This window comes from Stenotrophomonas sp. yr243 (assembly GCF_900184195.1).
GTDB lineage: Bacteria > Pseudomonadota > Gammaproteobacteria > Xanthomonadales > Xanthomonadaceae > Stenotrophomonas > Stenotrophomonas lactitubi.
Genome location: NZ_FXWT01000003.1, coordinates 242,454 through 263,528, shown reverse-complemented (window position 1 = coordinate 263,528; position 21,075 = coordinate 242,454). Strand labels below are relative to the sequence as shown.

The 21,075-nt window shown below is 66.6% G+C and carries 17 protein-coding genes; 7 read left to right on the top strand and 10 right to left on the bottom strand.

Annotation, left to right across the window (positions count from 1 at the left end; translation table 11 throughout):
- Nucleotides 1-3: 3 nt before the first annotated feature.
- Nucleotides 4-1,569: an oligopeptide:H+ symporter gene (locus QOL57_RS13950; protein ID WP_089236172.1), complete on the bottom strand. Its 1,566-nt coding sequence runs from the start codon at nt 1,567-1,569 to the stop codon at nt 4-6.
- A 162-nt stretch (nt 1,570-1,731) separates the two neighbouring features.
- Between QOL57_RS13950 and QOL57_RS13945 the strand changes: the two genes are divergently transcribed.
- The gene (locus QOL57_RS13945; protein WP_089236173.1) at nt 1,732-2,568 is read left to right on the top strand and encodes an endonuclease/exonuclease/phosphatase family protein; all 837 of its coding nucleotides are present in this window, start codon (nt 1,732-1,734) and stop codon (nt 2,566-2,568) included.
- 171 nt (nt 2,569-2,739) lie between these two features.
- Here QOL57_RS13945 and QOL57_RS13940 read toward each other — a convergent pair whose 3' ends face one another.
- Nucleotides 2,740-3,351: a superoxide dismutase gene (locus QOL57_RS13940; protein ID WP_089236174.1), complete on the bottom strand. Its 612-nt coding sequence runs from the start codon at nt 3,349-3,351 to the stop codon at nt 2,740-2,742.
- Between the two features lie 223 nt (nt 3,352-3,574).
- Between QOL57_RS13940 and QOL57_RS13935 the strand changes: the two genes are divergently transcribed.
- Together QOL57_RS13935 and QOL57_RS13930 are read left to right on the top strand one after the other, a co-directional pair.
- The gene (locus QOL57_RS13935; RefSeq protein WP_089236175.1) at nt 3,575-4,030 is read left to right on the top strand and encodes a ribonuclease domain-containing protein; all 456 of its coding nucleotides are present in this window, start codon (nt 3,575-3,577) and stop codon (nt 4,028-4,030) included.
- Entirely contained in the window at nt 4,027-4,440 is a 414-nt protein-coding gene (locus tag QOL57_RS13930; RefSeq protein ID WP_089236176.1) for a barstar family protein, read from the top strand. The genes QOL57_RS13935 and QOL57_RS13930 overlap by 4 nt, the downstream gene beginning before the upstream one ends.
- Nucleotides 4,441-4,563: 123 nt before the next feature.
- Here QOL57_RS13930 and QOL57_RS13925 read toward each other — a convergent pair whose 3' ends face one another.
- Together QOL57_RS13925 and QOL57_RS13920 are read right to left on the bottom strand one after the other, a co-directional pair.
- Nucleotides 4,564-6,318 (bottom strand): hypothetical protein, encoded by a 1,755-nt coding sequence (locus tag QOL57_RS13925; protein WP_089236177.1) that lies wholly within the window; start codon nt 6,316-6,318, stop codon nt 4,564-4,566.
- Between the two features lie 10 nt (nt 6,319-6,328).
- Nucleotides 6,329-6,928, bottom strand: coding sequence for an NfuA family Fe-S biogenesis protein (locus tag QOL57_RS13920; RefSeq protein WP_089236178.1), 600 nt, complete (start codon nt 6,926-6,928; stop codon nt 6,329-6,331).
- A gap of 90 nt (nt 6,929-7,018) precedes the next feature.
- Here QOL57_RS13920 and QOL57_RS13915 point away from each other — a divergent pair, with 90 nt between their 5' ends.
- From QOL57_RS13915 to zupT, 3 genes are all read left to right on the top strand, one after another.
- A complete protein-coding gene (locus QOL57_RS13915) occupies nt 7,019-7,369 on the top strand; it encodes a 4a-hydroxytetrahydrobiopterin dehydratase (RefSeq protein ID WP_089236179.1) in 351 nt (116 codons plus the stop codon).
- Nucleotides 7,366-7,782: an energy transducer TonB gene (locus tag QOL57_RS13910; protein WP_089236180.1), complete on the top strand. Its 417-nt coding sequence runs from the start codon at nt 7,366-7,368 to the stop codon at nt 7,780-7,782. Before QOL57_RS13915 ends, QOL57_RS13910 begins: the two co-directional genes overlap by 4 nt.
- 97 nt (nt 7,783-7,879) lie before the next feature.
- Nucleotides 7,880-8,689: a zinc transporter ZupT gene (gene zupT / locus QOL57_RS13905; protein ID WP_025876721.1), complete on the top strand. Its 810-nt coding sequence runs from the start codon at nt 7,880-7,882 to the stop codon at nt 8,687-8,689.
- Nucleotides 8,690-9,194: 505 nt separating this feature from the next.
- Here the strand turns inward: zupT and QOL57_RS13900 are convergent.
- Nucleotides 9,195-10,169, bottom strand: a complete 975-nt coding sequence (locus QOL57_RS13900) for an RluA family pseudouridine synthase (protein ID WP_089236181.1) — start codon at nt 10,167-10,169, stop codon at nt 9,195-9,197.
- A gap of 406 nt (nt 10,170-10,575) precedes the next feature.
- Between QOL57_RS13900 and QOL57_RS13895 the strand changes: the two genes are divergently transcribed.
- Entirely contained in the window at nt 10,576-13,857 is a 3,282-nt protein-coding gene (locus QOL57_RS13895; RefSeq protein WP_089236182.1) for an Rne/Rng family ribonuclease, read from the top strand.
- A 117-nt stretch (nt 13,858-13,974) separates the two neighbouring features.
- On the opposite strand, the gene QOL57_RS13890 is transcribed toward QOL57_RS13895, so the two are convergent.
- Genes QOL57_RS13890 through QOL57_RS13870 form a run of 5 tightly spaced genes read right to left on the bottom strand, consistent with a single transcriptional unit; the run spans nt 13,975 to nt 21,074 of the window.
- Nucleotides 13,975-14,856 carry an endonuclease/exonuclease/phosphatase family protein gene (locus QOL57_RS13890; protein ID WP_089236183.1) on the bottom strand — a complete coding sequence of 294 codons (882 nt, stop codon included), beginning with the start codon at nt 14,854-14,856 and terminating at the stop codon, nt 13,975-13,977.
- Between the two features lie 2 nt (nt 14,857-14,858).
- Entirely contained in the window at nt 14,859-18,026 is a 3,168-nt protein-coding gene (locus QOL57_RS13885) for a discoidin domain-containing protein (protein WP_089236184.1), read from the bottom strand.
- The gene (locus tag QOL57_RS13880) at nt 18,023-18,859 is read right to left on the bottom strand and encodes a carbohydrate ABC transporter permease (RefSeq protein WP_089236185.1); all 837 of its coding nucleotides are present in this window, start codon (nt 18,857-18,859) and stop codon (nt 18,023-18,025) included. Before QOL57_RS13880 ends, QOL57_RS13885 begins: the two co-directional genes overlap by 4 nt.
- Nucleotides 18,856-19,737, bottom strand: coding sequence for a sugar ABC transporter permease (locus QOL57_RS13875; RefSeq protein ID WP_089236186.1), 882 nt, complete (start codon nt 19,735-19,737; stop codon nt 18,856-18,858). The genes QOL57_RS13880 and QOL57_RS13875 overlap by 4 nt, the downstream gene beginning before the upstream one ends.
- Nucleotides 19,734-21,074, bottom strand: coding sequence for a sugar ABC transporter substrate-binding protein (locus QOL57_RS13870; RefSeq protein ID WP_089236187.1), 1,341 nt, complete (start codon nt 21,072-21,074; stop codon nt 19,734-19,736). The genes QOL57_RS13875 and QOL57_RS13870 overlap by 4 nt, the downstream gene beginning before the upstream one ends.
- Nucleotide 21,075 lies beyond the last annotated feature (1 nt).

Below are 21,075 nucleotides of genomic sequence, written 5' to 3'. Positions count from 1 at the left end.
GGCTCAGGCGGTGCGGTAGTTGTCGACCATACGATAGCGTTTCGCATACCAACCGAAGGCCAACGCCGCGACGAAAGCAAAACCGGCGAAGAAGAACATCAGGAATGCCGCCTCACTCAGGCCCGTACTGGCGATATTGTGGGTGACCGTGTCATTGCGCACGGCCGCATTGGACAGCAGCACCCACAGGTTGCCGATGGTGGTGGTCAGGTTCCAGAAGCTCATCACCACGCCCTTCATGGCCTGCGGTGCCTGGCTGTAGGCGAACTCCAGACCGGTGGCCGAGACCAGCACTTCACCGAAGGTCAGCAGCGCATACGGCAGCATCTGCCAGAAGATCGACATCGCGTTGCCACCGTCCATCACCACCTGGATGCCACCGACCACGATCCAGGCCAGGCCGCTGAAGGCGATGCCGGCGGTCATCCGGCGCAGCGCGGTCGGCTCGAATCCGAAACGGCGCAGGGCCGGGTACAGCACCAGGTTGTTGAACGGAATCAGGATCATCACCAGCAGCGGATTCAGCGCCTGCATCTGCGAGGCGGTGAACCAGCTCGGCATCTGCATCTGCTGGCCCTGCAGCACCCAGGTCGAGGCCTTCTGGTCGAACAGCGAGAAGAACGGGGTGGTCAGCGCGAAGATCACCAGCACCCGCAGCACCGAGCGCACGCCTTCAACGGCTTCGGCCGGGTGCTGGCCGCGCGCACGGTCCAGCTGCAGCCAGGTGCCACCACCGATGCCTGCCAGGATCGACACCAGCGCCAGGCACAGGCAGATCACGATGCCGAGCGAGCCGACCAGACCGAACGAGGCCACGGCCAGCACCAGCCCGACCACGGCGATCACCAGGCCCGGACGGCCCTGGCCGGCGACGCGCGCGGTCAGCGCGGTGCGTACCACATTGGCGAACGAATGCGGGTCCTTCGGCGGCAGCGGCACCAGCACATAGCGCTTGCGGCCCAGCCAGAACACGAAGGTGGCAATGAACATCAGGATGCCCGGAATGCCGAAGGCCCACTGCGGGCCCCAGTTCTTCAGCACCAGCGGGATCAGCAGCGAGGCGAACAACGAGCCGAAGTTGATGATCCAGTAGAACGCGTCGAAGACGATCTTGGCCAGGTGCTTGTTGCTCTGGTCGAACTGGTCGCCCATGAACGAGGCCACCAGCGGCTTGATGCCACCGGCACCCAGCGCGATCAGGCCCAGGCCGAGGAAGAAGCCCTCACGGCTGCCCTCGAACAACGCAAGGCACAGGTGGCCCATGCAGTAGACCAGGCTGAACCACAGGATGGTGTGGTACTTGCCGAAGAACTTGTCGGCCAGCCAGCCACCGAGCAGCGGGAAGAAATACACGCCGATCATGAAGCTGTGCATGATGTCCTTGGCTTCACCGGCACGGCCTTCCGCAGTGATTTCCTGCAGAAGCAGCGAGGTGATCAGGAACTGCACCAGGATGTTGCGCATCCCGTAGAAACTGAACCGCTCGCAGGCCTCATTGCCGATGATGTACGGGATCTGGCGCGGCATCTTTCCCTGGCCGGCGATGGGGGCGATTGCGTCGTGGCTCATCCTGTAAGGCATTCCTGCAAAACGAAAGGCGCAAGAGTACCGGAACCTGTGCGTGCGAAGCACGCTGCAGGGCTGCATGACAGCCGCGCCAAAGCATGGCAGGCCTGTGCGGCCCTGCCGGAAGTCACGGAACCTGCACGGCAAAAGCGTAAACTTATCGTTATGCGCCCCCTGCCCTTTGCCCGCATTCTGCCCAGCTGCCTTGCCCTCATGCTGGCCGTGCCTGCGCTGGCCCGGCCACAGGCGCCGCCGGCCACAGGCCTTGCCACAGAGGTGCGGCAATTGACTGTCGCCGCGCTGGAACTGCCCAGCCGTGACGAAGGCCAATGGAAGCAGCGCCGCGAACAGGTGCTGCAGCTGCTGACCGATCTGCAGCCGGATGTGATTTCGGTGCAGCAGGTACTGCAGCAGCAAGGGCGCAACCCGGCCTGCTGGTTGGCCAGCCGGTTGCGCTACAGCTGCGATTTCGTCACGGCCGACCCGCCCAGCCAGCCGGTCCGGCACGGCAACGCGATGCTCAGCCGGCTGCCGGTCAGCGAGGACGGGGTCACCCTGCTGCATCCGCCGGGCACCTTCAGCGCCGCCGGCATGATGCGCCTGCGGCTGGGCGACAACGACGTCAACGTCTACATCGCGCGCCTGCGCCCGGATCCCGACGATGCCAATGCCCGGCAACATCAGACCAGCGACCTGATGACCTGGATCGGCGCCACGGCCGAGGGCATGCCGAGCCTGATCGCCGGAGATTTCTCCGCCAGCACCGTCGAGCTGGTGCGCAGCACGCCCGGCTTCCAGCCGGCCCGGCGCAATCCTGGTGCACCGGCGGCCAGCGGCGGGGGTGCCAGTGGCCATGGGTTGGATGTCCTGTTCCAGGTCAAGCACTTCGGCGGCATCCGCCAACAGGCGATCCTGCTGCCCGCCGATGGCGACCTGCCCGGCCTGCGCCTGGGCGTGATGGCAACGCTGCGGCTGCAGGACGTGCCCGCCACCACCGAATAGCCCGCTCCTGGTAGGTGCCGACCTTGGTCGGCTCACCCCCGCCGCGCGCGCGCATACTCCCGTGCCGACCAAGGTCGGCACCTACCGAAAAGCCGACCCCCACCCCAAGGCCGGGCAAACAAAAAGGCCGGGGTCTCCCCCGGCCTTTCTGCGTTCATGCAGGCACTGCGATCAGGCGATCGCTTCCTGGTAACGACGCTCGACTTCGTTCCAGTCGATGACGTTGAAGAACGCGCCGATGTATTCCGGACGGCGGTTCTGATACTTCAGGTAGTACGCGTGTTCCCACACGTCCAGACCGAGGATCGGGGTGTTGCCTTCCATCAACGGGCTGTCCTGGTTGCCGCTGCTTTCGACCACGACCTTCTTGTCCGGGGTCACGCTCAGCCACGCCCAGCCGCTGCCGAAACGGGTCAGCGCGGCCTTGGTGAAGGCATCCTTGAACTTGTCGAAACCGCCCAGGTCCTTGTCGATCGCCTTGGCCACATCACCGACCGGATTGCCGCCAGCGTTCGGGGCCATCACGGTCCAGAACAGCGAGTGGTTGGCGTGGCCACCACCATTGTTGCGCACCGGGCCCTGCAGGTTCTCCGGCAGCGACTTCAGCTTCTTCACCAGCTCTTCGACCGGCAGGTCGGCGTACTCGGTGCCTTCCAGCGCAGCGTTGACGTTGTTGATGTAGGTCTGGTGATGCTTGGTGTGATGGATTTCCATCGTCGCCGCATCGATATGCGGTTCCAGCGCGTCGTAGGCGTAGGGCAGCTTGGGCAGGGTGTAGGCCATGATGCATCTCCTGATAGCGAGGGCACCCGACGGCATCGTCGGGCGGTGCGCGGTGAATGATGGGGACAGACCGCAAGATTACCAAGGGGGATGTAAAGGAAATTGCGTCCTGCAGGTGAGCATGCCGGCAATTGTTACGCAGCAGTGACGCAGCGCGTGCCCTCATGCAGGGTGCAGCGCGCAGGCGCTACAGTGGGCGTACCACCCTCGCCCGCTCCTGCCCATGCGCAACCCCCGGCTGTTGATCACCGCCATCGCCCTGCTGCTGCTCGGCCTGGTCGTCAATCATTTCCTGCAGCGGCCGCCGCCGCCACAGTTCGCGCCTGACCTGCAGAGCACGCCAGCCGCCAGTGCGCCAGCGGTGCGCAGCAGTGGCAGCGACAGCGCCCTGCCCGCCTTCCTGCCGGCCGAAGCCCGCCAGACCATCGCGCTGATCCAGCGCGGCGGCCCGTTCCCGCATCGCCAGGACGGCAGCACCTTCGGCAACCGCGAACAACAACTGCCACAGCGTCCGCGTGGTTACTACCGCGAGTACACCGTCGACACGCCCGGCGCAGGCAACCGCGGCGCGCGGCGCATCGTCACCGGTGGCAACCCGCCCGATGCCTGGTACTACACCGATGACCACTACGAATCGTTCCGCAGCTTCACCGTCCCGGCCTCCGGAGAACGTCCATGAGCCACGATGATTTCGGCCTCGGCCTGCATGACATCAACAATGCCGGCGTCTACGCGATCGACACCTCGGATATCAGCGCACTGTCGGCAGCGATGCGCGATGCCGACCTGAAGGTGATCCGGATCGACCTGGATGGCGTGAGCGACAAGCGCACCCTGCTGGCGCGGCTGGCCGCCCAGCTTGATTTCCCTGCCGGCTTCGGTGGCAACTGGGATGCACTGGCCGACAACCTGCGCGACCTGCAATGGCTACCGGCCAACGGGTACGCGCTGTTCCTGGCCGATGTCGATGCCCTGCGCACCGGTGCAGGCAAGGAATTCGACACGCTGCTGGACATCCTTGATGAAGCCAGCCGTGACTGGGTGGGCCGCGACGTCCCGTTCTGGGTATTCCTGTCGCAGAGCGCGTGACCGGGTAGAGGCCAACCTTGGTCGGCATGCACGTGTAAGCGCATGGATCATCCACGCATGGCGTGGATCTACCCGGCGCAGCTGGATGCACAGTAGATCCACGCCATGCGTGGATGCGGCACCCTACCGGCTGCCGTTATCTTCCTGCAGCTCTTTCTTGAACGGAATATCCGGCGGCGGACGCGCCACGGCGGGCTGGTCCTGCATGTTCGGATCGGTGAGGCCACAGCCGCCACCGGCCTGCAGGATCGAGATCACGCAGGAAATCTTCGTGCTGGTGCCCGGCAACGGAATCTCCATCGCCTTGACGCCTTTTCGCACCCATTCGGCAAGCAGCGATTCCTGCGGCACCCAGTACTTATCGAACGAGGTGGGCGTGTAGTCGTAGGGCGGCCGCTTCAGCCATTTGCCGGACTCGGCGATGCGTTCCTTGCTCCAGCCGTCGTTGGCTCCACCAGGTGCGCCACGCTCGGCCTTGCCGGCCCCGTCCTGGCCGGTCACGCGCACGCTGCCGTCAGCATTGAACAGACCATCGCCCTTGCCGGTGCTGGCCTGCGCGGCGCCCTGATTGGCGCCTTCGCGATTGCGGCTGGAGGCACCCCAGTCGTCACCCCGCGCAGGTGTCGCCCAGTTGCCCGGGGTCGGCGCCGGGCGCGCACCCGCCTGTGCGGCGGTGGTGCTGGTCGCCGCAGGACGCGCCACACTGGCGCTGTTCTGGACCGCGCTGCCTGCGGGCGCTGGCGTAGACGTCGGCGCACTGCCGGCCGAGGTCGACGCTGCCGGTAGCGGGGCGGCTGCAACCTCGCGTTCGCGCACCTGCACCTCGCGCCCGGCAGGCGCACGCACGGTAGGCTCGCGCCCTGCGACGGCGGCCATGCGCACCTGCGGATCGATCATGGCCTGCACTTCGCGTTCGCGCACCTGCACCTCACGCTGCGGCACGCGCACCTGGATGTCGGTGGCGCGCATCGGCTGCGAGGCGACCGGCGCTTCGACGGTGGCAATTTCGCGTTCCTGCACCTGTACATCGCGCACGCGCGGCGTCTGCACTGCCACCTCGGGCGTGCGCACTGGCGTTGGTGTCGGCGCAGCCTGCACCGGCTGCACGCTGCGCTCGCGCACGGTCGGGACGGTGTCTCGCGGAACGATGCTGACTTCGGTTCGCGGCGGCGCCATCGGCGGTACCACGAAATCGCTGGTGGCCTGCGCCACTTCGGTGGCCTGCACCGGTGAGGGCGGTGGTGCGGCCACCGGCGCCGGCTCGACCTCGGCCGGCGGCGGCACGCTTGCGGTCGGAGACGTGGCAGCGGCAGCGGCAGACGCCGCAGGCGACGCCGGTTGCGGGCGCGGTGCAGTTGCGCCCCCCGCGTCCTGGCCTGCGGCTACGGCACCGGCGGCTGCAGCGGCAGCCGCCTCGGCTCCGGCCTGGTCACCGCCGCCTTCCTGTGCAGCACGGCCGACGAACTCAATCTGCACGCGCTCACCCTCGCTGCCCTGCTCGTCCGGCGAAGACGTGCGGATCACCGCTACCCACAGCAGCAACAGGAAGAACAACAGATGCAGCAGCGCGCTGAGCAGCGCCGAGGTCCAGCGCATCCAGCGCTGGTCGCGAGGCGCCGGATTCCAGTCCTGCCAGAACAGGCGGCGCAGGGACGCCCATGGTCCCAGCGCCGGCAATTGCCCCGGGGGGCCTGGCAGCGGTCGCGGCAGCAGCACCGCGATCACTTCGCGCGCGTGCAACGGACGTGGCAGCGGCGTCAGCGTCCGCAGCCAGATCGCCCAGCCGTACGGCAGGCCGGTGTTCTTCTCGAGGATGGGCGGTCGCTGCTGGCGCGCCAGCAGCAGGTCGATGAGTTGCTCGGCTCTGGGCAGAGGCACGCGTTGGCGATCAGGCGGCGTTGCCGCGCGGAATATACGGGGCGTGGCCGCTGTCGTGATCGGTGGCGTCACGCACGGCGGTCACTCCGGGCACACGGCCCATCAGGGTCTTCTCGATGCCCTGCTTGAGGGTGACGTCGGCCATGCCGCAACCCTGGCAGCCACCGCCGAAGCGCAGCAGCACCACGCCTTCGGCCGAGACTTCCTGCACGGCCACCTTGCCGCCATGCGAGGCGAGCTGCGGATTGACTTCGTTTTCCACCACCCAATGCACGCGTTCGACCAGCGAGGCGGCATCGCCGGGCGCTTCGCCCTTGATCCGCGGCGCTTTGATCGTCAGCTGCTGGGTGCCGGCCGTACCGGGCACGATGTCGATCTCCGCGCCGTCGAGCCAGCCAACGCTGGTGGCGTCGACATAGAGCGTGAAGCCATCACAGTCCACCGCCCACTCGTCGCCGAGCAGGTCGGTCGGCTCGGCGAACTCCAGCCGGGCGTCGGCACGCGGGGTTCCGGGTTCGACCGCACTCAAGCGCACGCCCATGCCGGGCACGCCCTCGCGTTCGATCAGCTTGCGGAAATGGGTCTGGGCAGTGTCGGAGATCTGGATCATCAGGCTATTCTAGCCAAGTAAGCGTCAGCCGCTCATTCGTTTTATACACCGGCCGGCGCATTGTTCAGTCAACACGAGGTGGAGGAACCCATGGCCGACCTGATTCCGCTGGCGCAGGCCCATTGCGTGCCGCGCAAAGGCAGCGACCACAAGCTGGGCGAGGCCCGCCTGGCCGAACTGTTGCCGCAGGTTCCCGGTTGGGAGCTGGCCGAGGCCGGCCAGGCGCTGGTGCGCACGTTCCGCTTCAAGGATTACTACGCCACCATGGCCTTCGTGAACGCGCTGGCCTGGATCGCCCACGGCGAGGACCATCACCCGGACCTCGGCGTCCACTACGACCGTGCCGTCGTCCGCTACTCCACCCACGACGTGGGCGGCCTGAGCGAGAACGACTTCATCTGCGCAGCGAAGACTTCGGCCCTGACGGAGCAACTGAAATGAACGTGCGATTGCTGAGCCTGTCCCTGCTTGCCGCGACCACCCTGGCCGGCTGCGGCACCTCCGAGCCGCCGGCAGCGCCGGCTGCGGCCCCCACCGAAGTGGCTGCGGTGAAGACCCCGCCGCCGCAATACCCGCTTGAACTGGCCTGCACCGGCGTGGGCGGCACCAGCACCTTCAAGGTGGTGATCGGCACCGACGGCAAGCCCAGCGAGGTCACCCTGCTGACCGGCGCGGGCAACCCGCAGCTGGACGATCTGGCCAAGACTGCCGTGCAGGGCTGGCAGTTCAAGGCCGCCACCCGCAATGGCGAGGCCGTGCCGGCCACGATCCAGGTGCCGGTCAGCTTCAACCCGCCGCAGCCGAAGCCGGACCAGTGCTTCGCCGTCGAAGAAAACCTGCGCCGCGGCGGCTGATCGCCTGCCGGTGACGAGGCCAGCCGACGCCCGCCTCGCCTTTGCCGCCCCGGCCCGTGCCGGGGCGATTGCTTGATGACAAGGAACGCGTCGGAACATGCTGCAGATCCCCCCCGAAAACATCTGGATCGCCCTGGCGGTCACCCTCGCTGCGGGCCTTGCCACCGCCATCGGCAGCCTGCTGGTGCTGTTCTCGCGCCGCCCCAACCCGCGCCTGCTGGCCTTCGGCCTGGCCTTTGCCGGCGGCGCGATGGTGTATGTCTCGCTGTCGGAGATCCTCAACAAATCCATCGCCTCGTTCGCGCTGGCCTATGGTGAGCGCACCGGCTTCACCTACGGCACCCTCGCCTTCCTGCTGGGTGTAGTGGTGATCGTGTTGATCGACCACTTCATTCCCAACCCGCATGACAGCCTGGACAAGCAGGACCCGGCCTTCCGCGAGAACAGCCGCGAATACCTGAAACGGGTCGCCCTGCTGACCTCGGTGGCGATCACCGCGCACAACTTCCCGGAGGGGCTGGCCACCTTCTTCGCGACGCTGGAGAGCCCGTCGGTGGGCATGCCGCTGGCCTTCGCCATCGCCATCCACAACATTCCCGAGGGCATCGCCATTGCAGTGCCGGTGTACTTCGCCACGCAGAACAAGTTCTACGCGTTCGCCGCCAGCCTGCTGTCAGGCCTGGCCGAACCGGTCGGCGCAGCGATCGGCTATGTACTGCTGTCCGGCTCCCTGTCCCACGCCACATTCGGCTGGGTGTTCGGCCTGATCGCGGGGGTGATGGTGTTCCTGGCGCTGGACGAGCTGCTGCCGGCGGCGAAGCGCTACGCCAAAGGGCATGAGACCGTCTACGGGCTGGTGGCGGGCATGGGCACGCTGGCGATCAGCCTGGTGCTGTTCAAGTGGTAAAGGGTTTCCGGCCAACGGGCTGAGCCCCTCGCGGCTGGCAGAGCGGGATTCTGCGGTTGGGCCGGGCGAGGTCGGTTTGCGGGGGACGCCGTAAACCCATCCATGGGGGCTTGGGCGCGCCATCCATGGCGCTTACACCCCCGCAAACCCACCTCGCCCGGCCTCGGACAGGCTACGTGCGTGCCAGCCGCGCAATGAAAGAATTAAAAGCGAAGCCCGCGCTGCGCGCGTGAGTCGAGCCTCGCTCGACTCTACCCGGGCCGCCACGCGGCCCGGGTCTGCTTTTCTTCTTTTGATGTTCCGTGGCTGACGCGCACGCGATCTGTCGAAGGTCGGTCCGGATGGGTTGGCGGGGGTGTCCGCGGCATGGATGCCGCGGCCAAGCCCCCAGGGATGGGTTCACGGCGTCCCCCGCCAACCCATCCGGACCGACCAAAACCGGAATCCCGCTTTGGACGCCAGCCACGAGGGGGCTGCGCCCGTTGGCCGGCCAGCCCCGCAGGGGCTACTTCAGCCTGTCCAGCGCCTCGACCAGCTCATCCGCCAGCGGCGCGCTCAGCACATACGGGCTCTTGCCGTCGTCCAGCGCGAACTCCAGCGACGCGGCATGCAGGAACAGGCGCTTCAGCCCGATCTGCTCACGAAGCCGCTTGTTGACTGCAGGATCGCCGTATTTGTCGTCTCCGGCCACCGGATGCCCCAGATGCTGGGCATGCACGCGGATCTGGTGGGTGCGGCCGGTTTCGATGCGCACCTCGCAGTAGGAATGGCCACCCTTGCGCTCCAGCACCCGGAAATGGCTGATGGATTCCTTGCCGATCGCATTGACCTGCACATGGCGCTCGCCGCCCTGGCGCAGGCCCACGTGCAACGGCGCATCGACCGTCATCACACCGTCCGGCATGCGCCCGGCAAGCAGGGTCAGATAGCGCTTGCGGATGCCGGAGCCGTGGTCTTCACGCAGCAGCGCCTGCAGCTCGCTCAGCGCCGAACGCTTCTTGGCCACGATCAGCAGGCCCGAGGTGTCACGGTCCAGCCGGTGGACCAGCTCCAGGGTCTGCCCGGGGCGCAGGGCACGCAGGGTCTCGATGGCGCCGAAGCTGATGCCGCTGCCGCCGTGGCTGGCGACGCCGGTCGGCTTGTTCAGCGCCAGCAGGCGGGCGTCTTCGAAAACGATGGCCTGTTCCAGCCGACGCATGAACGCCTCGGGTGGACCCGCCTTGTCTCCTTCTGCGGTGAGACGAACGGGCGGTATCCGCACTTCGTCGCCGGCCTCCAGCTTGCGCTCTGCCTTGGCGCGGCCGCCATTGACGCGTACCTGGCCGCTGCGGACCAGCTTGTAGACAAGGCTGCGCGGGGCACCCTTGAGCTGGCCGAGCAGGAAATTGTCCAGGCGCTGGCCGGCACGGTCGGCCGGAACGGTGATCATGCGCACGGAAGGCTTGTCGCCGGCCGGCTTGGTAGGGTCTTGTGCAGTCATCAGCCTGTTTATTCTGTTACACTCGGGGGGCGAGATAAGGGATTGATTTCGTTGGAAGTTACTCAGGGCCAGAAGCCCCGCTTCCGACGAATCCGGCACAGTGCGCGACCACCGCCCGCGGGGCGGCCATGTTAGCGGCTCACCGGCGTTCCCGGCCATCGCCGATTGCCTGACACGCAGTCGCGCTGAACATGTCCCGTGCGGCGCTCCAGCCTGGCTGACAGCTGCCTCCGGCCCTGCAACACCCAAAACCAGAAAATTGAAGCGCTCCCGCGGCCTGCCGTGGTGTCGTAGCGCTGGAAACCCAAGCCGCCCTCCCCGCGCTTGCGCGAATGGGCGGCGAGCCGTGTCCAGAGGCGAAACTCCATGGCGTTCCGCGCGGTAGCCGCTTGCGAGGAACGCAACAATGAAGCGAATGCTGATCAACGCCACGCAGGCTGAAGAGCTGCGTGTTGCCATCGTGGATGGCCAGTCGTTGTATGACATCGACATCGAGCAGCCGTCCAAGGAACAGAAGAAGTCCAACATCTACAAGGGCCGGATCTTCCGCATCGAGCCCTCGCTGGAAGCGGCCTTCGTTGAATACGGTGGCGGCCGCCACGGCTTCCTGCCGCTGAAGGAAATCTCCCGCGATTACTTCCAGGCCGGTGTCGACCACAACAAGGCCGGCATCCGCGAGCTGCTGAGGGAAGGCCAGGAAATCGTCGTCCAGGTGGACAAGGAAGAACGTGGCAACAAGGGCGCTGCCCTGACCACGTTCATCTCCCTGGCCGGCCGCTACATGGTGCTGATGCCGAATTCGCCCAGCGCCGGCGGTGTCTCCCGTCGCATCGAGGGTGAAGACCGGGCCGCCCTGAAGGACGCCCTGGACAAGCTGAACATCCCCGACGAAATGGGCGTCATCATCCGTACCGCCGGCGTCGGCCGCGATGCGGAAGAGCTGCAGTGGGATCTGGATTACCTGCTGAACGTCTGGCGCGCCATCGCCGAAGCCGCCCTGAGCAAGCCGGCCCCATTCCTGATCTACCAGGAATCGCGCTTGATCGTGCGCGCCCTGCGTGACTACCTGCGCGCCGACATCGGCGAGATCCTGGTGGACACCGAGGAGATGTACGAGCACGCCAAGGAGTTCATGCAGCAGGTGATGCCGCAGACCCTGCGCAAGCTCAAGCATTACAAGGACGACATCCCGCTGTTCAACCGCTTCCAGATCGAATCGCAGATCGAAGGCGCCTACGAGCGCAACGTGCGCCTGCCGTCGGGCGGCTCGATCGTGGTCGACCAGACCGAAGCGCTGACGGCCGTCGACGTCAACTCCTCGCGCGCCACCAAGGGCAGCGACATCGAGGACACCGCGTTCCAGACCAACCTGGAAGCGGCCGAAGAAGTGGCCCGCCAGCTGCGCCTGCGCGACCTCGGCGGCCTGGTGGTGATCGACTTCATCGACATGGCGTCCAACAAGCACCAGCGCGAAGTCGAGAACCGTCTGGCGAATGCGCTCAAGTACGACCGTGCACGCGTGCAGGTCGGTCGCATCTCGCGCTTCGGCCTGCTGGAAATGAGCCGCCAGCGCCTGCGACCGAGCCTGGGCGAATCCAGCCAGATCGTCTGCCCGCGTTGCGACGGCCATGGCCGCATGCGCAGCGTCGAGTCGCTGTCGCTGTCGATCATCCGCGTCGCTGAAGAGCATGCGATGAAGGAGAACACCGGGCAGGTGCTGGTACAGGCCCCGGTGGAGATCGCCAATTACCTGCTGAACGAAAAGCGCGGCGCGCTGGGCGAAATCGAGAAGCGCCACGAGGCGCCGATCGTGATCGTTGCCGACGAGCAGCTGCACACCCCGCATTACACCGTCACCCGCCTGCGCGACAACGAACTGGGCGAGGAAAGCGGCAAGCCAAGCTACCAGCGCGGTACCCCGCGCAAGCTGCCGGTACACGCGCTGACCAAGGGCCAGCTGAACATCCCGCCGCCGATGGTGACCCAGGTCAAGCACAACTCCCCCGCCCCGGTGCGGGACGAAGTGGAACCGACCGCAGCGCCGGCTCCCGCGCCGGTGGCCGCAGTGGCTCCAGCTGCCGCCGCCAGCGGTGGTGTGGTTGGTTGGCTGAAGCGCATCTTTGGCGGCGAGCCCGCTCCCGCGCCTGCACCGGCACCGGCCGCGCGCCAGCAGCAGGATGGCGGCCGCCGTGACCGCAACAAGGATCGCAACAAGGACCGCAAGGACCGTCGCGAGGACAGCCGTGGCAACGGCGGCAATGGCAATGCGCAGCAGCAGAAGGACGGCGGCAACCGCAAGGACCGCGGTGAGCAGCGCAAGGATGGCCGCAACGGCGGCAACCAGGCCAATGGCAATGGCAATGGCCAGCAGCAGCCGCAGCAGCAGGGCAAGCCGAAGGATGCCCAGCAGCAGCCCCAGCAGAACAAGCCGCGCAACGAACAGGGCCAGGGCCAAAGCCAGCAGCAGCCGAAGCTGAAGCAGCCGAAGCAGCCGCGTCCGCAGGACGGTGACAAGCCGGCCGAGAAGCCGCAGCGTGCCGCTGCCGAAGCCCCGGCTGATGTGGTGACCGCAGCTGCTGCCGTGGCCACCACGACCTCGGTTGCGGCCACGGTCGCGGTGCAGGAAGAGAAGGTACTGGTACCCGCCGTTGCCACTGAAAACGTGGTCGACCCTGTCGCGGCCGTGGATACCACCGCCGCCGCGACCGACGCCGAGGTCGTGGTTGCGACCGGCGCTACCGAAGAGGCTGCAGCCGATGCAGCCGGCGATCAGACCGGCGAAGGCGCAACGCGCCGTCGCCGTGGTCGTCGCGGTGGTCGTCGTCGTCGTCGTGGTGGTGCCGAGAACGCCGCAGGCGGTGACGTGCTGGGTGATGACCTGGACGACGGCGATGATGCCGAGGGCGACGACAACGACGGCGATTCCGTCGAGCAGACTGCACAGACTTCGGTGAACACCCCGGTTGCCGCCGTGCAGCCGTCGCGTTCGCAGCCGGAATTCGATTTCGATGACGAAGTCGAGCCGGCCGCCACTGATGCCGGCAAGCCGGCGCGTGCACCGGTTGCGGTAGCCGCCGCGGTTGCTCCGGTCGCTGCGGTAAGCAGCGCCGTGGTCGAGGCAGCCGCTCCGGTCGTCGCGGTGGTGCAGACCCTGGCTCCGCTGGAAGCCGTCGCCAAGGTCGAACCGACCCCGTCGCCGGTGCAGACCAGCATGCTGGATGCCATCGACGCGGCGACGCCCGTGCAGCCCGCACCTGAAGCGGCTCCGGTGATCGAGGCGAAGCCGCCTGTGGTCGAGACCGCTGCCGTGGTCGAAGCAGCCCCGGTCGCTGAACCGACCCTGGTGGCCGAAGCTGCTGCGGTCACTGAACCGGCTGCGGTGGTCGAAGCCGCACCGGTGGCCGAGCCGAAGCCGGTGGTGGCTGACGTTGCGCCGGTGGTTGAAGCTGCCCCGGTAGTCGAACCGAAGGCCGAGGTTGAAGTCACCCCGGTCGTCGAGCAGCCGGCAACCCCAGTGGCTGTCGAAGCCGCACCGGTTGAAACCGCTGCACCGGTCGCCGACCCGGTCGTACCGGCGGCGGTCGACCCGATCGCCGATGGCCATGCCGACGCTGCCGCACAGGCCGCCGACGCGCAGGCTTCGGAAGAAGACGAGGACGCCGGCAAGCGCACGCCGCCTGCCGCCTGATCGATCGTTGATCGGCAACAACGAAACGGCGGGGATCGATGATCCCCGCCGTTTCTGTTTGTGACGTATCAAATGCCCTAGCGAACGCCGGACGCGTCAGCGCGCCATGCCGCGATATCAGGGCTTCGGCGCGAACTGCAGCCGGGTCCACACCCCGTAGTGATCCGACGCCCAACGACCGCCATCATCCGGCTGGTCGAACAGGATCTTCGCTTCGCGCGCGACCATCTCGTCCTGCTGGAAGAAGATGTGGTCGATCCGCGACGGCGCCTGGTAGTAGTGACGGTTGAGCGTACTGACACCGGCCAGGTCGGTGTTGACGTGCACGCTGCCGTAGCTGTCGCCGTAGTGGCTGCGCAGCTCGCTCAGATCGCCGGCATCAACCAGTGCATTGAAGTCGCCGGCAATCACCACCGGTGCACCCGCAGAACTGCCGGCAATGAAACGCAGCAGATCTTCGACCTGGCTGCGGCGGATGCGCTGGCCGGCGTCGTCACTGCGCTCGTTGAGGTGGGTGGCATAGACATTGACCGGCTTGCCGTCCACGTCGATGCGCAGATGGGCCACGGTGCGGTAGTCATCCAGCGGCAGCAGCAGGTGCTCGCCACGGGCCAGGATCGGGCGCCGGGTCAGCAGCGCATTGCCGTAGCGCTTGGGCGCTCCCACCGGATCGGTGGACACGAATACGTAGCGGTAACCGAGCTGGCTGGCCAGCCACTGCGCCTGGTTGCGCACGTTGCGCTTCTGGATCACCTCCTGCAGCGCGATGGCATCGGGCTGCAGGCGCTTGAGCTCAGCCACGATCGTGCGACGGCGGCTGGGCCAGTCCTCGCGGTCATGGTGCAGGTTGAACGTCACCATGCTCATGCCGGGTTCGCTGACGGCCGCCGCGTTCGCCGCGGCGACCGGCGCAGCGGCTGCGGCCAGCCCCGGCAGGGCCAGCGCGATCGCCAGCCCCAGCACGCCGAGACGGCGGCCGATCCCGATCGGTTGACGCATGGTTACTGCCCTTTGCGTTCGGCGCGGCGCACTGCGCTGGGCACGTCGATCTCGACCCGTGCCGGCAACTGGTGCACATGCAGCTCGTTGTTGATCCATTCCACCGCCTCGCCGTTGACCGTCGCCTGGCCCGGCTCGCCGGCATACGGCCATGGCAGCACCACGCCACCGGCCGGCGGCACCAGGCCGGGCTGCACCTCCAGCACCAGCAGCTTGTCGCTGCGCTGCAGGCGATAGTTGAGCTGCCCCTGCGGCGTGCGCAGGCCCTGCACGGCGATGCCCTCGCCCTGCAGCCACGACACCGGGATGCCCGCAGCGAGTACCAGTGCTTCATCTGCATCGCGGTTGTAGCCGAACATGTCCAGCGCCGAACGGACGAAGTCCGAGGCCACCCAGGCATGCGGCAGGTCACCCACAAAGAACGGCTTGCGCGGCGTACGCGAGACCACCTCGGCCCACTGGTTCCAGGCCTGCGGCGCGCGATCCTTGAAGAAGAACTCGGTGGCCTGCCAGGCGCGATCGCGCCAGCCCAGGCGCACGAACGCCGCGACGTTGCGCCATTCGTACGGCGTGTAGTCCTTCCATTCGCGCTTGCCATCGCGGCGCGCGACGAATTCGTTCCAGTAGCGCTGGAAGGTCGCGTCCAGCGCCTCCTGCGGTAACCGCCCCTGCTCGCCACCCGGTGCCAGCGCGATCGTGGTGGACGTGGCATCGAAATCACCCAGCTCGGCCGAGCCCGGCAGATAGTCGATGCGATGCTGCTGCATGGCCGCCAGCAGCGAGGCCTGCAGGTCATCACGGAACTGATCGCGCGATTCGCTGATCTGCATCGCTTCGACCTTACCCAGCTGCGCCGCCAGTTGCGCGGCGTCCTTGTATCCACGCAGCGCCCAGAAGTTGTCCCAGTACGAATGCATCGGCTTGGCCGAGTAGCCCTCGTGGCTGATCGAGGCCGGCATCATCCCGTAGAAGGCCGGATTGCGTGCGCGGTTCTCTTCGGTGCGCTCGCTGCCGCGCAGTTGCTCCATGTAGCTGTAGGCGCCCAGCACGTGCGGCCACATCTGCTCGAGGAAGGCGGTGTCGCCGGTGTAACGGCCGTATTCGGCGATGTTGTAGATCAGCTCACCGTGGCTGTCGTTCTCCGGCACCGGATCGCTGCCACGCGCATCGACGCAGCACGGCACCTTGCCGTTTTCAAACTGGTAAGGCGCATACCAGGTCACGTAGTCGCGCACGGCATCGCTGCGGCCCATCCGCAGCAGGCCTTCGGAGATCATCGCGCCGTCGCGGATCCAGCTGCGTGCGTACGAGCGCGTACCCGGCTGCAGGCGCGGGCCGACCCGCGAGATCAGCATGTGCGCCACCGCGGTGCGCAGGGTTTCCACCAGCGGTTGGCCGGCAGCCGGCACCTGCAGGGTCACAGCACCCAGCTTGTCGCGCCACATTGCCGCAACCTGCTGCTGTGCCTTGGCCACGTCCAGCGCCTGCGGCGCCCAGCTGCCGGTCTGCGGCAGCACGATCGCCACCTCGCGGCTCTGCCCGGGTTCGAGCTTGATCGTGTACAGCAGTGCGCCGGACGCCATGCCGGTCGGATCCTTCACGGCGGTGGTGGCGGGCAGCTTGCCGCTGGCCAGGTGCATCGCATCCAGCTTGCCGTCGAAACTGCTGGCAAAGCGCGCATCCGGCACCTGCAGGGGATACAGCCGCGGTTCGCCATTGATGCGCACCAGCTGCTCGCCCACGTCCACGCTGTCGATGCGGCTGAAGCCGCCCACCGTGTTGAGGAACTGGGTGGGCGGATTGACCTGCCACGGGCGGATCGCCAGTGCCAGGGTGTATTCGTGCGCGACCTTGTCCGGATTGCTCAACCGGTAGCGCCCGATCAGCTGGGCGCGTTCGGGCGTGCCCTGCACGAAGCTGGTCACCGACAGGCCGGCTTTCTCGTGCACCCAGTCGACCGTGGCGATCGGCAGGTAGCGACCCTGCAGCGACTGGGTGATGGCAACGTCGGCCCAATCCAGCAGCTTGCCGTCGAGGCGGATGAACGGCTCGATGCTGAAGCTGCCCTTGGCCGGCTCCAGTGCGCCGTCCTCACTGATCAATGCCTGTTCCTGGCCACCGTCCAGGCCCAACAGGGTCCAGTACGGCTGCTCGCCGACGTAGGCGCGCGGCAATGTGCCACGCGGCAGGTCGGCCGCCACCGAGGACAGGAAGGCATTGGGAGTCGCGGCGAACGCCAGCGGCTTCAGGGTGATGTCACGGATGCCGTAGCGCCAGTTCGGTCCGCCCTGCAGGTCGAAACGGACGTAGCGTGCATCGGTGTCGGGCAGTGCCAGCCAGTCACGGCCGCCGGCACCGGCGGTCACTTCGCGCACGGTACGCCAGTCACGACCGTCCTCGGAGGTGCGCACGGTGTAGCGGTTCGATTCCAGGCTCGGCAGCCAGTCGATCACCGCGCCGCCGATCTCGCGGCTCTTGTGCAGGTCCAGGCTGATGGTCTGCTGCTTGACCCCGCCACTGATCCAGAAGGTATCGGACTTGCCGTCGATCATCCGGTCCTGCAGCGCGGTTGCGGTATCGGCGATCACCGAGGGCCGCAGCGCGGAATCGTCCTGCGCGGGCAGGCCCTGCAGGGTCAGCTTGTCGAAGCACACGGTGCCGCGGCCGCCGACCTTGCTGTAGATCGTGAATTCCATCGACGCGCTGCGCGCCATGTCCTTCTCTGGCGATGGCCCCCAGGCCTTGTCGATCTGCCGGCGGCGGTACTCCACCGGCGTCCACGCCTTGGGGAAAGCGTAGCCGGGGCGGTTGACCCACCACACGTTGTCACCGCTGGCGTCGATCAGCTTGAACTGCAGGTCGTTGGCGGGCGAATCACCGCGCAGCTGGAAACCGAAACGGTAATTGGCCGGGTATTCGATGGTCAGCGGGCGACGGATGCCGACGTAGCCGGAGACCTCATGGAAGTCGTAATCCAGGCACAGCGCGCGGCCACCGCCGGCGCCACTGACCGGCCGCAGCGAGCCGCTGACCTGGTCGGACAACACCAGCTTCCATGCGCTGATGTCGTCGAAATCATCCAGCACCTTCGGCGCGGGCAGCGCCGGTGGTGCGGCGATCGCCAGGGAAGACCACAACAGGCCCAGTCCAACGGCGATCGCACGCTTCATCCCTTCACGCTCCCCAGCAACAATCCTTGGATGTAGTACCGCTGCAGCACCAGGAACAGCGCCAGCACCGGAACCACGGTGACCACTGCGCCGGCCATCATCATTTCCACGTCCATGATGTGTTCGCGCGAGAGGGTGGCCAGGGCCACCGGCAAAGTGTAGTGCTCCTGGTCGGTCAACACGATCAGGGGCCACATGAAATCGTTCCATGCGCCCATGAAGGTGAAGATCGCCAGCGTCACCAGCACCGGCTTCAGCATCGGCAGCACGATCTGGAAGAAGATCCGCAGCTCCCCTGCCCCGTCGATGCGTGCCGCTTCCAGCAGCTCATCAGGAATCGAGCGGGCGTACTGGCGCACCAGGAAGATGCCGAACACGCTGGCCAGCGCCGGTACGATCACGCCGCCGAAACTGTTGACCAGGCCCAGCTGCTTCATCAGCAGGAACAGCGGCAGCATCGCCACCTGTGCCGGGATCACCAGCGCCGCCATCAGCACCTGGAACAGGCGCTCACGACCAACGAAGTTGAGCTTGGCGAAGGCGTAGCCGGCCATCGTGTTGAGCAGCAGCGAACCGAGGGTGATCGCCAACGACACCAGCAGGCTGTTGGCGAAGTTGCCGCCCATGCCGGTGCGCGCGAACAGCTCCGTGTAGTTGTGCGTGGTGATGCTGGACGGCAGCAGCGGCGGCGGGAAATGAGTCGCCTCACCCTGCGGCATGAACGAGACCGAGAGCATCCACAGCAACGGTGCCAGGCTGACCAGGGCCAGCACCAGCAGCGCGCCGTTGATCATCCACGGGTGCCAGCGTGACTGGCCGATTTCACGACTCATACCAACTGCCTCTTGCGGCCAAAGCGCAGCATCACGGTGGTCACCGCCAGGATGATCAGGAACAGCAGGAACGCCACAGCCGAGGCGCGTCCCAGGTTCCACCACTTGAAGCCTTCCTCGAACATGAAATACAGCACGCTGACGGTGCTCTGCAGTGGGTCGCCGCGGGTCATCACATAAGGTTCGGCGAACAGCTGGAAGTAACCGGACACGGTGATCACGCCGACCACCAGCAGCACCGGGCCGAGCATCGGCAGGGTGATGTGCAGGAACTGCTTCCAGCGCGAGGCGCCATCGATGCGCGCGGCCTCGTACAGGTCATGCGGGATCGCCTGCAGGCCGGCCAGGAAGATCACCATGTTGTAGCCGAAGTTCTTCCACACCGCGAACAGCATGATGGTCGGCATGGCCCAGTTGGGGTCGCCCAGCCAGTCGATCGGGCTGATGCCCAGGTGGCCCAGACCGTAGTTCACCAGACCGTAGCTGGTGTGGAACAGATAGCGCCAGATCACCGCCACTGCCACCAGCGTGGTCACCACCGGGGCGAACAGCGCCGTGCGGAACAGCGCCTTGAAGCGTGCCGCCGGGGCATTGAGCAGCATCGCCGCGCCCAGCGATACGCCGATCGACAACGGCACGCCGATCACCACGAAATACGTGGTGTTCCACAGCGACTTCCAGAACATCGGTGTCTGCAGCAGATCGATGTAGTTGCCGAGACCCACGAAGCGCAGGTTGCTGCTGTCGGCCAGCGCGTACAGGTCGAAGTCGGTCACGCTCAGCGCCAGCGCCGAGGCTACCGGCAGGCCGAAGAACACACCGAGCACGATCAGCGAGGGGCCGGCGAAGATCCAGCCGGCAAGGGAAGAACGTTTCATTGCGGGCTCCCGGCCGCGACTGCACTGGTCGAACCCGAGGGGGGTGCGCTGCGCTGCAGGCGTTGTTGTTCATGCATCCAGCGACGCTTGGCCAGCACCTTGTCCACGCGCTGGTCCAGTTCGGCCACGGCCTTGTCCTGCGGCAGGCCACCACGCACCACCTGTTCGGTGACGATGCGCATTTCCTGCACGATGCGCTCCCATTCGAGCACCTTCGGGGTCGGCTTGACCCGCTCCAGCTGGTCGCGGAACGCGGCGGCAAGCGGATCGTTGGCCAGCGACGGCGCGTCCCACGTGCTGCGACGCGGCGGCAGGTCGCCGATGATCGCGTGGAAGCGCGCCTGGATTGCCGGCCGCGACAGGAATTCGATCAGCTTCCAGGAGGCTTCCTTCTGCTGCGACTTGCGGAAGATCACCAGGCTGGTACCGCCGGCGATGCCCGCGCCCGGACCATCCGGACCCGGCAGCGCGGCGGTGCCCCACTGCCCTTCCAGCTCCTTCGGCTGCAGCTTCTTGAACTCGCGGATGTTCCAGGGGCCAGAGATGTAGAACACGTTGAAGCCGCGGAAGAATTCATCCCAGACGTTGGAGATCTGGGTCTCGGACATCTTCGGCGCCCAGCCCTGCTCGAACATGTTGGCGTAGAAACCGAGCGTGCGGCGGAAACCGGGGCTGGAGAAATTGCCGCGGGTGTCGTCGTCACGCAGCAGCGGGTCCTGCTGCTGCAGCGCCAGCGACAGCTGCTGCTCGAACTCGTTGATCGGCATCAGCACCGCATAGCGGTTCGGGCCCTGCATGCGCTTGATCGCGGCCATCTGCTCGTTCCATTCCGCCCAGGTGCGCGGCGGGTGGTCGAAGCCGGCCTTGGCCAACAGATCCTTGCGGTAGTAGATCAGGCGGGTATCGACGTACCACGGCACGCCGACCAGCTCGTCGTGGATCACGTTGGTATCCCAGATGCCCTGGAAATAGTCCTTCGGATCGACCACGGTCGAGCGCTGCACGAACGGCTGCAACGGCGTCAGCGCGTTGAGTTCGGCGAATTCGGGCACCCAGGTGTTGCCGAGCTGGCATACGTCGGGCAGGCCATCGGCGGCGAACGCGGTCAGCAGCTTCTCGTGCGCGGCCGTCCACGGGATGTTCTGCACATCGACCTTGATGCCGGGGTTCTCCGCTTCGAATTCGTGGATCAGCTCGCTGACCACTTCGGCCTCGCGCCCCATCGCCCAGAAGCGCACGGTGGTGGTGCCCTGCTCGGGGCGGGCACAGCCAGCCATGACCAGCGCGGCCAGTGCAGGCAATGCCCAGCGTCGCAGGCGGTGTTTCCAGTCGTGCACC

Excerpts from the sequence above, each read along its gene's own strand:
- QOL57_RS13950 (WP_089236172.1), bottom strand. The coding sequence starts at position 1,569 with ATGAGCCACGACGCAATCGCCCCCATCGCCGGCCAGGGAAAGATGCCG.
- QOL57_RS13945 (WP_089236173.1), top strand. The coding sequence starts at position 1,732 with ATGCGCCCCCTGCCCTTTGCCCGCATTCTGCCCAGCTGCCTTGCCCTC.
- QOL57_RS13940 (WP_089236174.1), bottom strand. The coding sequence starts at position 3,351 with ATGGCCTACACCCTGCCCAAGCTGCCCTACGCCTACGACGCGCTGGAA.
- QOL57_RS13935 (WP_089236175.1), top strand. The coding sequence starts at position 3,575 with ATGCGCAACCCCCGGCTGTTGATCACCGCCATCGCCCTGCTGCTGCTC.
- QOL57_RS13930 (WP_089236176.1), top strand. The coding sequence starts at position 4,027 with ATGAGCCACGATGATTTCGGCCTCGGCCTGCATGACATCAACAATGCC.
- QOL57_RS13920 (WP_089236178.1), bottom strand. The coding sequence starts at position 6,928 with ATGATCCAGATCTCCGACACTGCCCAGACCCATTTCCGCAAGCTGATC.
- QOL57_RS13915 (WP_089236179.1), top strand. The coding sequence starts at position 7,019 with ATGGCCGACCTGATTCCGCTGGCGCAGGCCCATTGCGTGCCGCGCAAA.
- QOL57_RS13910 (WP_089236180.1), top strand. The coding sequence starts at position 7,366 with ATGAACGTGCGATTGCTGAGCCTGTCCCTGCTTGCCGCGACCACCCTG.
- zupT (WP_025876721.1), top strand. The coding sequence starts at position 7,880 with ATGCTGCAGATCCCCCCCGAAAACATCTGGATCGCCCTGGCGGTCACC.
- QOL57_RS13900 (WP_089236181.1), bottom strand. The coding sequence starts at position 10,169 with ATGACTGCACAAGACCCTACCAAGCCGGCCGGCGACAAGCCTTCCGTG.
- QOL57_RS13895 (WP_089236182.1), top strand. The coding sequence starts at position 10,576 with ATGAAGCGAATGCTGATCAACGCCACGCAGGCTGAAGAGCTGCGTGTT.
- QOL57_RS13890 (WP_089236183.1), bottom strand. The coding sequence starts at position 14,856 with ATGCGTCAACCGATCGGGATCGGCCGCCGTCTCGGCGTGCTGGGGCTG.
- QOL57_RS13885 (WP_089236184.1), bottom strand. The coding sequence starts at position 18,026 with ATGAAGCGTGCGATCGCCGTTGGACTGGGCCTGTTGTGGTCTTCCCTG.
- QOL57_RS13880 (WP_089236185.1), bottom strand. The coding sequence starts at position 18,859 with ATGAGTCGTGAAATCGGCCAGTCACGCTGGCACCCGTGGATGATCAAC.
- QOL57_RS13875 (WP_089236186.1), bottom strand. The coding sequence starts at position 19,737 with ATGAAACGTTCTTCCCTTGCCGGCTGGATCTTCGCCGGCCCCTCGCTG.